This is a genomic window from Pseudomonas sp. RL_105y_Pfl2_101 (genome assembly GCF_963970585.1).
Classification (GTDB): Bacteria; Pseudomonadota; Gammaproteobacteria; order Pseudomonadales; family Pseudomonadaceae; genus Aquipseudomonas.
Genome location: NZ_CAXAPG010000035.1, coordinates 13,379 through 27,814 on the forward strand (window position 1 = coordinate 13,379; position 14,436 = coordinate 27,814).

Annotated in this window: 12 protein-coding genes and 1 riboswitch; all 12 genes read left to right on the forward strand. The window is 62.0% G+C overall.

What is annotated here, in order from left to right; genetic code table 11:
* The first annotated feature begins 1,044 nt into the window (after window positions 1–1,044).
* A riboswitch (cobalamin riboswitch) is annotated at window positions 1,045–1,258 on the forward strand.
* Window positions 1,259–1,356: 98 nt separating this feature from the next.
* Window positions 1,357–2,421 (forward strand): cobalamin biosynthesis protein CobW, encoded by a 1,065-nt coding sequence (gene cobW, locus AACY31_RS24810; RefSeq protein ID WP_339483014.1) that lies wholly within the window; start codon window positions 1,357–1,359, stop codon window positions 2,419–2,421.
* Between the two features lie 3 nt (window positions 2,422–2,424).
* Window positions 2,425–6,198, forward strand: coding sequence for a cobaltochelatase subunit CobN (gene cobN, locus AACY31_RS24815; protein WP_339492832.1), 3,774 nt, complete (start codon window positions 2,425–2,427; stop codon window positions 6,196–6,198).
* A 201-nt stretch (window positions 6,199–6,399) separates the two neighbouring features.
* Window positions 6,400–7,398, forward strand: coding sequence for an ATP-binding protein (locus AACY31_RS24820; protein WP_339483012.1), 999 nt, complete (start codon window positions 6,400–6,402; stop codon window positions 7,396–7,398).
* A 101-nt stretch (window positions 7,399–7,499) separates the two neighbouring features.
* Window positions 7,500–8,063 carry a vWA domain-containing protein gene (locus tag AACY31_RS24825; protein ID WP_339483018.1) on the forward strand — a complete coding sequence of 188 codons (564 nt, stop codon included), beginning with the start codon at window positions 7,500–7,502 and terminating at the stop codon, window positions 8,061–8,063.
* A gap of 199 nt (window positions 8,064–8,262) precedes the next feature.
* Entirely contained in the window at window positions 8,263–9,909 is a 1,647-nt protein-coding gene (locus AACY31_RS24830) for a phospholipase D-like domain-containing protein (RefSeq protein ID WP_339483011.1), read from the forward strand.
* 66 nt (window positions 9,910–9,975) lie between these two features.
* Window positions 9,976–10,224 (forward strand): type II toxin-antitoxin system Phd/YefM family antitoxin, encoded by a 249-nt coding sequence (locus AACY31_RS24835; RefSeq protein WP_024616638.1) that lies wholly within the window; start codon window positions 9,976–9,978, stop codon window positions 10,222–10,224.
* Window positions 10,214–10,495 (forward strand): type II toxin-antitoxin system RelE family toxin, encoded by a 282-nt coding sequence (locus AACY31_RS24840; protein ID WP_339483010.1) that lies wholly within the window; start codon window positions 10,214–10,216, stop codon window positions 10,493–10,495. The genes AACY31_RS24835 and AACY31_RS24840 overlap by 11 nt, the downstream gene beginning before the upstream one ends.
* A gap of 112 nt (window positions 10,496–10,607) precedes the next feature.
* Entirely contained in the window at window positions 10,608–10,949 is a 342-nt protein-coding gene (locus tag AACY31_RS24845) for a hypothetical protein (RefSeq protein WP_339483008.1), read from the forward strand.
* A gap of 415 nt (window positions 10,950–11,364) precedes the next feature.
* Complete coding sequence (locus AACY31_RS24850) at window positions 11,365–12,222, forward strand: transporter substrate-binding domain-containing protein (RefSeq protein ID WP_339483007.1); 858 nt, start codon at window positions 11,365–11,367, stop codon at window positions 12,220–12,222.
* A 54-nt stretch (window positions 12,223–12,276) separates the two neighbouring features.
* On the forward strand, window positions 12,277–12,939 hold the full coding sequence (locus tag AACY31_RS24855; protein ID WP_339483006.1) for an amino acid ABC transporter permease: 663 nt from the start codon (window positions 12,277–12,279) through the stop codon (window positions 12,937–12,939).
* A gap of 9 nt (window positions 12,940–12,948) precedes the next feature.
* Window positions 12,949–13,611, forward strand: a complete 663-nt coding sequence (locus AACY31_RS24860) for an amino acid ABC transporter permease (protein ID WP_339483005.1) — start codon at window positions 12,949–12,951, stop codon at window positions 13,609–13,611.
* The gene (locus AACY31_RS24865; protein ID WP_339483004.1) at window positions 13,608–14,414 is read left to right on the forward strand and encodes an amino acid ABC transporter ATP-binding protein; all 807 of its coding nucleotides are present in this window, start codon (window positions 13,608–13,610) and stop codon (window positions 14,412–14,414) included. Before AACY31_RS24860 ends, AACY31_RS24865 begins: the two co-directional genes overlap by 4 nt.
* The last annotated feature ends 22 nt before the right edge of the window (window positions 14,415–14,436 follow it).

Below are 14,436 nucleotides of genomic sequence, written 5' to 3' on the forward strand. Positions count from 1 at the left end.
CGGTAACTGGATTTTTTACGCCCGCTACCACCGCACAAGCAGCCGGGGCAGCGATGATAGGTTTTTATGGAGGTTTGGCGGGAGGGTACGTAAGTAGGGGGCTCGGAAATACTGGCGCCTAGTTTCTTAGCTTGAATTCGCAGATGGAAGTCTAAGATTGCACTGTATGGCCGCGTGGCTGAATGCGGGGTGGGCTTCTATCGCGAACGTTGGCTTGTAACAGATGACTGCAAGATCGTGGTTGGAGTTTTTTAGTTTGGTGGTGTTCAGGTTTGTTTGCGTTGGTGTTTGAATATTTTTGTAAATTGGTATGGGTGTCAGTTAGTTATTGAGGAGGTGGGGTGGGCGCTTTTTTTTGGAGTGAGCTCTGTATGGTGTTGGCTACGGGCGGAATATGGGGAGGGGTGGCGCTTCTTGTGATGATGGGTATCTGTTTGTCGATAAAAAAAATTGCTGGGTTTGAATTTTCTCAGCCGGTTAAGTATCTGGTTTTCATGGGGGGGAGCTTCATCATGGTGCGCATATGTTCAGAGAGTATGCCTATTCGTTTGTGTGGCTGAATAGCTGGTGAAACATAGTATCAATGGGTGCTTTTGCCATTTTTTCACAAAGGCCGTTCCTGATTCGGCGGAGGCGCGATGGAGGCGTTTTCCTGGCGTGAACTTTGTGTAGGATTCATGGATGTTATGTTGGGGCTTGTCGTTATTTTTCTATTGATGACTATTTTTTATTGCTAAAACGATTGGCTGGGTTTGAGTTGCATCCACCCGTCAGGTTGGTCGTACTTGTTATTTTTGCCATTTTCTTGATGCAAGCCTGCTCGGAAGATGTATCTGTCCCCGTGCGCGGCTCAGTTGTCGGTTGGAAGGTCTAAGATGAGTATCGGGTCGTACCCAATCGCGAGCAAGCTGCTCCCACAGTGGATCTACATTGATCTTGAATTTTGGGCCCGGCGAAGGTCCCTGTGAGAGCGAGCTTGCTCGCGATGAGGCCCGTCCATGCACCGCAGAACGCTCTGGAGATTGACCCGCCCCCACACCCTGCGTAGCCTTGCGCCTTCGAGGTTCTTCGGCATGTGCCGGAGCTAAGAAGGGAACGCGGTCCAAGCCGCGGCTGCCCCCGCAACTGTGAACGGTGAGGTTTCTGCAAGGCCACTGTGCATGCCCTTTTAAAGGGGCGCACGGGAAGGCGCAGCAATTGCCAGTCGAAAGATTGGCCCGCCGTCAGCCAGGAGACCTGCCTCGAGACAGATTCTCACTACAACCGGGCGGGGTGATCCGGTGGCGAACTTTTCCGCGCGCGCCTGTGCCAGCGGTTGTCGTCCCGTTTGCCCGCCACCTTGCCAAAGGGCATCCGATGAAAACACTGGCCAAACTCCCCGTCACCATCGTCACCGGTTTCCTCGGCTCGGGTAAAACCACCTTGCTGCGGCATATGCTCGACAACGCTCAGGGCCGGCGCATCGCCGTGATCGTCAACGAGTTCGGTGAGCTGGGCATCGACGGCGAGATCCTCAAGCAGTGTGCCATCGGTTGCACCGAAGAAGAGGCCAGCGGCCGCGTCTATGAACTGGCCAACGGCTGCTTGTGCTGCACGGTGCAGGAAGAGTTCTTCCCGGTGATGCGCGAGCTGGTGGCCCGGCGTGGCGACCTTGACCACATCCTCATCGAAACCTCCGGCCTGGCCCTGCCCAAGCCGCTGGTCCAGGCCTTCCAATGGCCGGAAATCCGCAGCGCCTGCACCGTCGATGCGGTCATCACTGTGGTGGATAGCCCGGCCGTGGCCGCGGGTACCTTTGCTGCCTTCCCCGACCAGGTCGATGCCCAGCGCAAACTCGACCCGAACCTGGATCACGAGTCGCCGCTGCACGAACTGTTCGCCGACCAACTGGCCAGCGCCGACCTGGTGATCCTCAACAAGGCCGACCTGATCAGCCCTGAAGACCTGGCCAAGGTGCGCCTGGAAGTCGCCGAAGAGCTGCCGCCGGCGGTCAAGGTCATCGAAGCCAGCAGCGGTCGCCTGCCGCTGGACGTACTGATCGGCCTGGGCGCCGGTTCCGAGGAACACATCGACGGCCGCCACAGCCATCACGACCATCACCACGATGGTGACGATGATGACCACGATCATGACGCCTTCGATTCCATTTCCATCGAGCTGCCCCAGGCTGACGAAAGCCTGTTGCTCGACGCGCTGACGCAACTGGTGGTTCAGCACGGCGTGCTGCGGGTCAAGGGTTTCGCGGCAATCCCGAACAAGCCAATGCGCCTGTTGATCCAGGGCGTCGGGACGCGTTTTGACAAGCATTTCGACCGCCAGTGGGGCGCAGAGGAGGCGCGGGTCACTCGTCTGGTGCTGATCGGCCAGGCGCTTGACGCCGCGCTGCTCGAAGCGCAGTTGCGCGCAGCCCTCGGCGCCTAAGCCATGCACCTGCTCAGGACCCAGCCCGGCGGCTTTGTGTCGGATGACAACATTGCCGACCTGGGGCAAACCCCCGCCGAACTGGTGATCCTGTGCAGCGGCGACTCCAGCCTGGCGCTGCTGGCCGAAGCGGCGAAGCAGTTGCCGGATGATTATCCAGAGTTTCGCCTCGCCAACCCGATGCAGGTGCAAAACCACGCCTCGGTGGATCTGTATGTCGAAGACGTGCTGCGCCACGCCAAGGTCATCCTTCTGTCGCTGCACGGCGGCATCGGCTATTGGCGTTACGGCATCGAGCGCCTGATGGAGCTGGCTGGGCGCGGGGTGAAGCTGATCCTGGTGCCGGGGGATGATCGTCCGGACCCGGAACTCAGTGACCTGAGCAACGTGCCCTGCGAAGACCGCGACCGGCTCTGGCAGTTCTTGCGCCAGGGCGGGCTGGGCAATGCCCTGGACCTGTTTTACAACTTGGGCAGCCAATGGTTCGGCCGCGATTATCCGTGGGCCGAGCCGCAGGCCTTGCCACGCACGGCCATCTATCACCCGACGAAAACCAGCGCCAACCTCGACGATTGGCAAGCCGACTGGAGCGCCGGGCAACCGGTGGCGGCGGTGCTGTTTTATCGCTCCCACCTGCAAGCGGCGAACACCGCGTTCATCGACGTGTTTTGCCAGCGCCTGCAAGCGGCGGGGCTCAATCCACTGCCGATTGCCGTGGCCAGCCTCAAGGAGCCGGCTTGCCTGGCGCTGGTAGAGGACTGGCTGGACGAAGTGGAAGCGGGGGTGATCCTCAACACCACCGGCTTCGCTCAATCCAGCCCCGAAGCTCCGCACTTGCGACCGTTTCGCCGCAACATCCCGGTGATCCAGGCGATCTGCGCCCAGGACAACGAACCCGGCTGGCGTGCCAGCGAGCAGGGCCTGGGACCGCGGGACCTGGCGATGCACATTGCCTTGCCGGAACTGGACGGACGGATCATCAGCCGCCCCATCAGTTTCAAGGACCTGGCCTGGCGCAGCGAGCGCAGCCAGAGCGACGTGGTCTGCTACCGCGCCGCGCCCGAGCGCATGGATTTTGTCGCCGAACTGGCCCGACGCTGGACCACCCTGGCGCGCTTGCCCAATCCCCAAAAGCGTGTGGCGCTGATCCTCGCCAACTACCCGACCCGCGACGGTCGCATCGGCAATGGCGTCGGCCTGGACACCCCGGCAGCGGCCTTGAATATCTTGCGGGCCTTGCAGGCCGAAGGCTATCCGTTGCCGGCTGAACTGCCGGCGAGCGGCACCGCGTTGATCCAGCAATTGCTCGGCGGGGTCAGTAACGACCTGGACAGCCTCGACCTGCGCCCCTGTCACCAGAGCCTGGCCCTCGATGCCTACCAATCCCTGTTCGACGCACTGCCCGAGGCCAATCGCCAAGCGGTGCTGGCGCGCTGGGGCAAACCCGAGCAGGACCCGATGTTCCGCGACGGACGCCTGATGGTCGCCGGCCTGCGCCTGGGCCTGACGTTTGTCGGCATCCAGCCGGCGCGGGGTTATCAGGTCGATCCGAGCGCGGTGTACCACGACCCGGACCTAGTGCCGCCCCACGGTTACCTGGCGTTCTATTTCTGGTTGCGTCACACCTACGGTGTCCACGGGGTGATCCACGTCGGCAAGCATGGCAACCTCGAATGGCTGCCGGGCAAGGGCGTCGGGTTGTCGGAAAACTGCTGGCCGGACGTGCTGTTGGGGCCGCTGCCGAATATCTATCCGTTCATCGTCAACGACCCGGGTGAGGGCGCCCAGGCCAAACGTCGCACTCAGGCGGTGATCATCGACCACTTGATGCCGCCCCTGACCCGGGCCGAAACTTATGGACCGCTGCGTAACCTCGAGTTGCTGGCCGACGAGTACTACGAGGCGCAATTGCTCGATCCGCGCCGTGCCCGGGAGCTGCAACGGGACATCCTCAACCTGGTGCGCGAGACGCACATCGACCGCGAACTGCAACTCGATGCCGGGCTCGACAGCGACACAGACGCGGCGATCTGGCTGCCACGCCTGGACACTTACCTGTGCGACTTGAAGGAGTCGCAGATCCGCGACGGCCTGCACATTTTTGGTGAGTCGCCCAACGGACGGCTGCGCATCGACACCTTGCTGGCGTTGCTGCGCATTCCCCGGGGCGACGGCAAAGGCGCGCAGTCGAGTCTGTTACGGGCGCTGGCCAAGGCGTTCGGGCTGGGGTTCGACCCGCTGGATTGTGCCTTGGCCGAGCCCTGGACCGGCGACTGTCCCGAGGCATTGCGGCAGGTCAGCGCCGAGCCTTGGCGCACCACCGGCGATACCCGCGAGCGCCTGGAGCTGTTTGCTGTGCAGTTGATCGAGCAGGCCCTGGACGGTGCGGTGGAGCCGCTCGACGCACCAGGCTGGGAGGTGGTGGGCAGCATCATTGAAAACCTGCGATCCGTCGTGGCCCCGCGCCTGGACGCTTGCGGCCCGGCGGAAATGCGCGGCCTGCTCGATGCCTTGAGCGGGCGCTTCGTGCCGGCCGGCCCCAGCGGCGCGCCGAGCCGCGGGCGCCTGGACGTGCTGCCCACTGGGCGCAACTTCTTCTCGGTGGACGTGCGCAACCTGCCCACCACCACGGCGTGGCGTATCGGTTTCCAATCGGCGAACCTGATTCTTGAGCGGCACTTGCAGGACCACGGCGACCACCTGCGTCAGCTCGGCCTGTCGGTGTGGGGCACCGCCACCATGCGCACCGGTGGCGATGACATCGCCCAGGCCATGGCGTTGATGGGCGTGCGCCCGGTGTGGGCCACCGGCAGCCAGCGGGTCGATGACTTCGAGATCCTGCCGCTGAGCCTGCTGGACCGGCCTCGGGTCGATGTCACGCTACGCGTGTCCGGTTTCTTCCGTGACGCCTTTGCCAACCTGATTCACTTGTTCGATGCCGCTGTGCAGGCCGTCGCCACCCTCGATGAGCCGGACAATCTGAACCCCTTGGCGGCCAAGGTGCGCAGTGAGCGCGAAGCCTTGCTGGCGTCGGGCCTTGAGCCTGAGGCCGCGGCGCGCCAGGCCGGTTGGCGGATCTTCGGCGCCAAGCCCGGTGCTTATGGCGCGGGCGTGCAGGGCGCGATTGACGGTCGCTTATGGCAGAGCCGCGAGGATCTGGCCGAGGTGTACCTGAACTGGGGCGGTTATGCCTACGGTGCCAGCGATGAAGGCACGGCTGCCCGGGAGCAGTTCTCCCGGCGCTTGAGCCAGGTGCAGGCGGTGTTGCAGAATCAGGACAATCGCGAGCACGACCTGCTCGATTCCAATGACTACTACCAGTTCCAGGGCGGCATGCTGGCGGCGGTCGAGACCCTCAGTGGTGATGCGGCGGCCAGTTACCATGGCGATCACAGCCAGCCGGACCTGCCCAGGATTCGCACCCTGAAAGAAGAGCTCAACCGCGTTATCCGTTCCCGCGCGGCGAATCCGAAGTGGATCGACGGCGTGAAGCGTCACGGCTATAAAGGCGCGTTCGAGCTGGCGGCGACGGTGGACAACCTGTTTGCCTTCGACGCCACCACCCGGTTGATCGACGATCACCAGTACGCCTTGCTGGCCGATGCCTACCTGCTCGACCCGGACACCCGGGATTTCGTCCGCCAGCACAACCCCGACGCCCTGCGGGACATGACCGAGCGCATGCTCGAAGCACAGCAGCGGGGGATGTGGCAGGCACCGGGCGAGTACCGTGAGGCGCTGGAGAATTTGTTGTTGGACATTGAAGAAGATGGCTGACGTGCCTTTGTGGCCAGTAATGGCTCCCGCTGGGTTGCGCTGTAGGAACTGCCGAAGGCTGCGATCTTTTGATCGTTCGCTTGAGACTCAAGGGTCTGGGGAAAGATCGCAGCCTCGCTTCGCTCGTCAGCTCCTGCACAGCCCGGCGGGAGCAAGCGCCCTCGCCACAGGGGACTATCGAACACTCATGAGATATTCAACATGACCCACACCCCCCATTTCCCACTCTCCGCCGTGGTCGGTGCCGATGACCTGAAACTGGCCCTGTGCCTGGCAGCGATCGATCCGAAGATCGGCGGAGTGCTGATCGAAGGGCCTAGGGGCATGGCCAAGTCCACGTTGGCCCGAGGCCTGGCGGACTTGTTGGCCAGCGGTCAGTTCGTCACTTTGCCCCTGGGTGCTACCGAAGAGCGGCTGGTGGGCACCCTGGACCTGGACGCGGCGCTGGGGGAAGGGCGCGTGCAGTTTTCGCCCGGCGTATTGGCCAAGGCCGACGGTGGCGTGCTGTACGTCGATGAAGTGAACCTGCTACCCGATCACCTGGTGGACTTGCTGCTCGATGTGGCCGCCAGCGGCACCAACCTTATTGAGCGCGACGGCATTTCCCATCGGCATCCGGCGCGCTTTGTGCTGATTGGCACCATGAACCCGGAGGAGGGGGAGCTGCGCCCGCAGTTGCTCGACCGTTTTGGCTTGAACGTCGCCCTCGACGGTCATACTGCACCGGCTGAACGTGGCCAGATCATCCGGCGGCGACTGGATTTCGACAGCGATCCGCTGGCGTTCTGTGCGGCGTGGGAGACGGCCCAGGCGCAGTTGCGCGAACGTTGCCAGCAGGCGCGCGACCGCTTGGCCGGGATCGCTCTGGATGATGCGGCGCTGGCGCAGATCACCAAGCGTTGTTTTGCCGCGGGGGTCGATGGCTTGCGCGCCGACCTGGTCTGGCTGCGGGCGGCCCGGGCCCATGCGGCCTGGCGCGGGGCTGCTGAAATTGCCGATGAAGACATCGATGCGGTCGCCGAGTTTGCCTTGCGGCACCGGCGGCGCGGGCATTCGGCACCGACACCGTCCCAGGCGCCGAGCGGCGCGCAGAAACCCACTGAACCCAACGAAGGCCAGGGCCAGTGGGGCGACCTGCCGGCCCGGGCATTGCCGACCGGTGCCCGGCGCGACGTGCCGAACTGGCCAAAAAAGCCCTAGGCATTCGCCCCCGTTCGCCGGCGGGGGCGAATGCCAGACCCCGTGCAGGACGACTCGACCAGGGCCGCCAGGGCCGCAGCAAAGCGGCGGCCAGCGGTTTGGTGAACTGGCCGGGGACGTTGCTCAATGGCCGGCCACGTCTGTACGAAGACCTGCGCTTTCACAGTCGCCAGCGTTCGCCCCATGAGTTGTGGCTGGTCATCGTCGATGCGTCGGCCTCGACCCGGCGTCATCGCGCCTTGAGTGACGGCAAGGGCCTGCTGGCGCAGTTGTTCGACGACGCCTACCGACAACGCGCCCGCCTGGCGCTGTTGACGGCCAGCGGCACGCTCCCCAATTGGCAGGTGCAGGGCCTCAAGGCCTCGGCCGGCCTGCGCGACTGGCTCGATGGGCTGGGCGCCGGTGGCGGAACGCCGCTGCTGGCGGCGTTGAACGAGGCCGAGCGCTGGCTGGTGGCGCGGCGCAAGCGTTACCCGGCGGAGCAGCAGCGGGTCTTGGTGATGACCGATGGGCGAGTCAAGGAGGGGCTTTCACCGCCGTTCCTCGATTGTCCGTGCCTGTTGATCGACATCGAGCGAAGCCCGATCCGCCTGGGCCGGGCCCGGCAGTTGGCGCAACGGTTGCAGGCGGAGTATCGGCATATCGATGAAGGGGGGCATGGCTGAGATTGGCAGCGGTTTGTCTGGCCTCATCGCGAGCAGGCTCGCTCCCACATTGGTTCTGCTGTGAGCACACGGCCAATGAACGCCACAGCTCTTCCTGTGGGAGCGAGCCTGCTCGCGAAGGCATCACCTCGGTTCTGGATATGCCCAGCGAACCCGCATCACTGCACTATGCTCAGGCAGCCCCTCACAGGAGTGAACCATGCGCGTACTCGTCACCAACGCCCAGGACGATTTTCGGGTCAAGGCCTATGCCGGCACCAACGGCGTGCTGCTCGCCATGGACTTGGCGGAATCCCGACGCAAAGGGCTGCTGGGCTTTGCCATCGAGAAGCAGCAGGGCGACAAGCCCTGGCTGTTCCTGTTCAACAGCCTGACCTTCCCCGACAAGGCCCACACCTTTCCCCAGTTCCACGCCACCCCCAGCGACAAGGCACCGTTGCAGAAATTTCGCTGGGCCGACTACGCGGTCAACCCCGGCGTGACCATGCACTACCGCGTGCACCTGGCCTACGGCAGCCCCGAAGCACCGCAGTTGGGCGAATCCCTGGCCGTCACCGTCACCAGCGACGACGGGCAGCCGGCCAACCAGCGGGTGATTTTCAACCGTGCCGTGGCCGCCAGCCAGGCGTTCCAGCGCAAGTTTCCTGAAGTGGACGCGCTGATCGGCGCCAACAAGCACCTGTCCATCGATGACTGGCCCGACGCCCCGCGTCGCTGGTTGGAAAATGGCCTGCTGGGGCGCCTGACCGGTTTTATCGATCGGGCGCTGGATGCCAACTGGACCCTGGACGTCGCCATTTATGAATACGAACTGCCGGTGATCGTCGAGGCGGTGACGGCCGCTCACGCTCGCGGTGCCCAAGTGCGAGTGCTGTACCACGCCGAGCCGGGCGACGACACCACGGCGCGTAACGAAGCCAGCCTCGAAAAAATGCCGGCGGCCAACAAGCGCGGGCGGATCACCCACAACATTTTTCATAACAAGTTCATTGTGCTGAGCAAGGTGGATGCCAGCGGCTCATTGCAACCCGAAGCCGTGCTGTGCGGCAGCACCAACTTCACCGCCAACGGTGTCTACCGCCAGGCCAATGTGGTTCATGTGCTCGACGACCCTCGGATGAGCGCCAGCTACCTCCAGGTGTTCGAGCAAGTCTGGGCCACGCCCCAGGACGTCGATGCGACTCGCCAGTGGCTGACCCGCAACAATGCCATGGCGCCGCAAGAGGCCTTGTTCGCTGGGTTCTCGCCGCGCACCGGGGAGGGCGACCTGGATCGCTTCGTCGACATCATCAAGGGCGCGCGAAAGGACCTGTTGTTCGTCACCGCCTTTGTGTTGCCCGAGCGCATCCTCGACGCCTTGCTCGGCGCCCCCAATGACGACGTGTTGCGCTACGGCCTGCAAAACACCAAGAGTCGCATCACCGGCTTTCACGCCGACCGCACCGCCGAATTCGCCGCCACCGCGCTGCTCAACACCGGCCTGGAAGGCTGGTTGCGGGAAAACATGAAAGGCCAGAAGGGCAACCTGCTGGTGCACACCAAAGCCATCGTCACCGACTTCACCAGCGACACGCCGACCATCCTCAGCGGCAGCCACAACCTGAGCGCCGCAGCCAGCAGCGGCAACGACGAGAACTACCTGATCATCCAGGGCAACACCGACCTGGCCGACCGCTACGGGCTGGAGTTGCTGCGTTTCTATGAACATTACCGCTTTCGCTACTTCGCGAAAAAACTCGCCCTCAAGCAGGTCAAGCCACTGGCAGTGGATGACAGTTGGAGTGATGACTATTACCGCGAGGGGGATTTGCGGATGTTGTCCAGGGTGAGGTTTTGCGGGCGTTGAACGGTGGTAAGAGATGTTTTAGGGTGCTATTTTTAGTGCCATTAAGAGTGCTTAAGGACTCATCTCATGACACATATCGTGCTTTCTCAGGTTGTAGCCAGTATTTCCGAGCTTAAGAAAAATCCGATGGGCACTGTCGCTGCCGGGGGAGGGTTATCTGTAGCGATCCTCAACCGAAACGAGCCGGCTTTTTATTGCGTCCCTGCTAGGGAGTATGAAGCCATGATGGATCGGCTTGAAGACATGGAGTTGGTCGCTCTCTGCCGCGAGCGTGAAAATGATCCAACGATCAAGGTTTCTCTTGATGACCTATGAGTTGGAGTTTTCCGATAAGGCATGGAAGGAATGGCAAAAGCTGGGAGCTTCACTGAGAGAGCAGTTCAAAAAGAAGCTTGAAGAGCGACTGGTGAACCCGCATGTCCAGGCCGACCGCCTACATGGGTTGGGCAATGCCTATAAAATCAAGCTGCGCAATGCAGGCTATCGATTGGTTTACCGGGTAGTAGATGATTTGCTGGTCGTTACGGTGATCGCAGTAGGTAAGCGCGAGCGCGGCCAGGTGTATGACGAGGCAGCCAAGCGGTAATAGCCAAATTCCCCGCCGGCGAGTTGTTGTCCATGGTGAGGTTTTTGCGGGCGTTAGGCGCAGTAGATGATCCGATGCTGGCATAGAGCTATCTATCAGCCTGGAAGCTGCTATGAATCTCTGTCACGGACCGTCAGCTTTACTTCGTATCAGCGTTGCTATCCTGTTGTTGGCCTTGGGTGCTTCGGCCCTTGCCGCCAATCAACCGTGTTCCGGTCGCAAGGGCGGTATTGCCGGATGTGACGGCGATACCTTCCTGTGCAACGACGGCTCCATCAGTGCTTCGAAGAAGTCCTGTTCCGCTGTGCTGGGGCTTCGGAACGAGGCCCGGCCGCAGTCGTTGCTCAAATCATCCGAGGGTTGCCAATGCGGCAATGGCAATTACTGCGTCGGTTCCCGGGGCGGGGTCTATTGCCTCACGCCCGGCGGCAGCAAGAGCTACAAGCGCAAATAGCGCGCCCTCTCAGGCCTAAAAACACCGCTGATTCATTGTGGGAGCGGGCTTGCTCGCGAAGAGGCCGGCAGATTCAACTTCGTGGTTGACTGACACACCGCCTTCGCGAGCAAGCCCGCTCCCACAGGTCCTTATTCGCAGTTCCACTTCTGCGTTGACCGCTTACCCGTTTCGTTTCTGTGCAGCGGCACCGGTTTGGGGCCTTGTTACCCGCAAGGCCGTGGCCAATGGTAGCAATAACGGTGCGGCCTGCAGGGCGCCATCAATCGTCTTGCTTCCCATCTCCCTGATTTCCTTAACTTTCCATTTTCCTCACCTTCTCCCTGCAAGCCTGTGGCACACTTTCTGCTGTCTATTCCGTTGTTACATACCGCATTCCGGTATAGCGGAATAAACTCATTCTGGAGTACTTACCATGCAACGTCGACCTTCCTTGTTCAAAACGTGTGTTCTTCTCTTCGCGGCCACGACGGCCACGACGGCCGCCATGGGCGTCGCTCAGGCGGCCGACAGCAAGCTGGACAGCGTGCTGCAGCGGGGGAAATTGATCGTGGGCACGGGCAGTACCAATGCGCCGTGGCACTTCCAGGCAGCGGATGGCAAGTTGCAGGGCTTTGATATCGATATTGCGCGGATGGTCGCCAAGGGCCTGTTCAATGACCCGGAGAAAGTCGAGTTCGTGGTGCAGTCTTCCGATGCGCGCATTCCCAACCTGCTGACCGATAAGGTCGACATGAGCTGCCAGTTCATCACCGTCACCGCCAGCCGCGCCCAGCAAGTGGCGTTCACCTCGCCGTACTACCGCGAAGGCGTGGGCCTGCTGCTGCCGGCCAACAGCAAGTACAAGGAAATCGAAGACCTCAAGGCCGCCGGCGACGGCGTCACCGTGGCGGTGCTGCAGAACGTCTACGCCGAGGAACTGGTGCACCAGGCGCTGCCCAAGGCCAAGGTTGACCAGTACGACAGCGTCGACCTGATGTACCAGGCGGTGAACTCCGGCCGCGCCGATGCCGCCGCCACCGACCAGTCCTCGGTCAAGTACCTGATGGTGCAGAACCCTGGCCGCTACCGCAGCCCGGCCTATGCCTGGAGCCCGCAAACCTACGCCTGTGCGGTCAAGCGCGGCGACCAGGACTGGCTGAACTTCGTCAACACCACCTTGCATGAAGCCATGACCGGCGTGGAGTTCCCCACCTACGCGGCGTCCTTCAAGCAGTGGTTCGGTGTCGAGCTGCCGTCGCCTGCGATCGGTTTCCCCGTTGAATTCAAATGACCCTCTGAGCCCGGGGCGCCCCTGGCGAGCGCTCCGTCGAAGGTACTGCCGACCATGAATTATCAGTTGAACTTTGCCGCCGTCTGGCGCGATTTCGACACGCTGCTGGCGGGGCTTGGCCTGGGGCTTTCCCTGGCGCTGGTGTCGATCGCCATCGGTTGCGTGATCGGCCTGGGGATGGCGTTTGCGCTGCTGAGCAAACATCGGGTCTTGCGGGTGCTGGCGTCGGTGTATGTCACGGTGATCCGCAATACGCCGATCCTGGTGTTGATCCTGTTGATCTACTTCGCTTTGCCGAGCCTGGGCATCCGCCTGGACAAGTTGCCGTCGTTCGTCATCACCCTCTCGCTGTACGCCGGGGCCTACCTGACCGAAGTGTTTCGCGGCGGCCTGTTGAGCATTCACAAGGGTCAGCGTGAAGCGGGATTGGCCATTGGCCTGGGCGAGTGGCAGGTCAAAGCCTACGTCACCGTGCCGGTGATGCTGCGCAACGTGTTGCCGGCCTTGTCGAACAACTTCATTTCGCTGTTCAAGGACACCTCCCTGGCGGCCGCGATTGCGGTGCCGGAGCTGACCTATTACGCCCGCAAGATCAACGTGGAGAGCTATCGGGTGATCGAAACCTGGCTGGTGACCACGGCCCTGTATGTCGCGGCCTGTTACCTCATTGCCATGGTGCTGCGCTATTTTGAGCAGCGCCTGGCGATCCGCCGTTAGGAGTTTCCCATGTATGAATCACCCAGTTGGTTGCATGAGTTGTGGGTCGCCCGGGACACCCTGTGGGGCGGTTTCCTGACCAGTGTGCAGTGTTCGCTGCTGGCGATTGTGTTGGGCACCTTGATCGGCCTAGTCACCGGGCTGGTGCTGACCTACGGTCGGATCTGGATGCGCGCGCCGTTTCGCTTTTACGTCGACTTGATTCGCGGCACGCCGGTGTTCGTGCTGGTGCTGGCCTGCTTCTACATGGCCCCGGCCCTGGGCTGGCAGATCGGCGCATTCCAGGCCGGTGTCCTGGGCCTGACGCTGTTTTGTGGCTCTCACGTGGCCGAGATCGTGCGCGGGGCCTTGCAGGCATTGCCCCGTGGGCAGATGGAAGCGAGCCAGGCCATCGGCCTGACCTTTTTCCAAGCGCTGGGTTATGTGCTGTTGCCCCAGGCGTTGCGGCAGATCTTGCCGACCTGGGTCAATTCTTCCACTGAGATCGTCAAGGCCTCGACCCTGCTGTCGGTGATCGGCGTCGCCGAATTGCTGCTCAGCACCCAGCAGATCATCGCCCGGACCTTTCTGACCCTGGAGTTTTACCTGTTCGCCGGGTTTCTCTTTTTCATCATCAATTACGCCATCGAATTGCTCGGGCGGCACATTGAAAAGCGGGTGGCCTTGCCATGACTGACGTTTCGAATCTCTCCAATACGGAGCGCTCCAACACCCAGCCGCTGCTGGACATTCGCGGCCTGCGCAAACAATACGGACCGCTGGAAGTGCTCAAGGGCGTGGACCTGAGCATGCAGCGCGGCAACGTGGTCACGTTGATCGGCTCCAGCGGTTCGGGCAAGACCACGCTGCTGCGCTGCGTCAACATGCTGGAAGAGTTCCAGGGCGGGCAGATCATGCTCGACGGCGAGTCCATCGGTTACGACGACATTGACGGCAAGCGTGTGCGCCACGCTGAAAAAGTCATCGCCCGGCACCGGGCCATGACCGGCATGGCCTTCCAGCAGTTCAACCTGTTCCCGCATTTGACCGCGTTGCAGAACGTCACCCTCGGTCTGCTCAAAGTGAAAAAGCTACCCAAGGACGAGGCGGTGGCCTTGGCCGAGAAATGGCTGGAACGGGTGGGCTTGTTGGAGCGGCGCGATCACTTTCCCGGCCAGTTGTCTGGCGGCCAGCAGCAGCGCGTGGCGATTGCCCGGGCGATTGCCATGAACCCCAGCCTGATGCTGTTCGACGAAGTCACTTCGGCCCTGGACCCGGAACTGGTGGGCGAGGTGCTGAACGTGATCAAGGGCCTGGCCGAAGACGGCATGACCATGCTGCTGGTGACCCACGAAATGCGCTTTGCCTTCGAGGTGTCGGACAAGATTGTGTTTATGAACCAGGGGCGCATCGAAGAGCAGGGGCCGCCGAAGGAATTATTCGAGCGTCCGCAATCACCGCGCCTGGCGGAATTTCTCAAGAACACACGTTTTTAATCCATTGAGCTTTCAATCGATT

Excerpts from the sequence above, each read along its gene's own strand:
- AACY31_RS24865 (WP_339483004.1), top strand. The coding sequence starts at position 13,608 with ATGACTGACGTTTCGAATCTCTCCAATACGGAGCGCTCCAACACCCAG.
- AACY31_RS24820 (WP_339483012.1), top strand. The coding sequence starts at position 6,400 with ATGACCCACACCCCCCATTTCCCACTCTCCGCCGTGGTCGGTGCCGAT.
- AACY31_RS24860 (WP_339483005.1), top strand. The coding sequence starts at position 12,949 with ATGTATGAATCACCCAGTTGGTTGCATGAGTTGTGGGTCGCCCGGGAC.
- AACY31_RS24830 (WP_339483011.1), top strand. The coding sequence starts at position 8,263 with ATGCGCGTACTCGTCACCAACGCCCAGGACGATTTTCGGGTCAAGGCC.
- AACY31_RS24845 (WP_339483008.1), top strand. The coding sequence starts at position 10,608 with ATGAATCTCTGTCACGGACCGTCAGCTTTACTTCGTATCAGCGTTGCT.
- cobW (WP_339483014.1), top strand. The coding sequence starts at position 1,357 with ATGAAAACACTGGCCAAACTCCCCGTCACCATCGTCACCGGTTTCCTC.
- AACY31_RS24840 (WP_339483010.1), top strand. The coding sequence starts at position 10,214 with ATGACCTATGAGTTGGAGTTTTCCGATAAGGCATGGAAGGAATGGCAA.
- AACY31_RS24835 (WP_024616638.1), top strand. The coding sequence starts at position 9,976 with ATGACACATATCGTGCTTTCTCAGGTTGTAGCCAGTATTTCCGAGCTT.
- AACY31_RS24850 (WP_339483007.1), top strand. The coding sequence starts at position 11,365 with ATGCAACGTCGACCTTCCTTGTTCAAAACGTGTGTTCTTCTCTTCGCG.
- AACY31_RS24855 (WP_339483006.1), top strand. The coding sequence starts at position 12,277 with ATGAATTATCAGTTGAACTTTGCCGCCGTCTGGCGCGATTTCGACACG.
- cobN (WP_339492832.1), top strand. The coding sequence starts at position 2,425 with ATGCACCTGCTCAGGACCCAGCCCGGCGGCTTTGTGTCGGATGACAAC.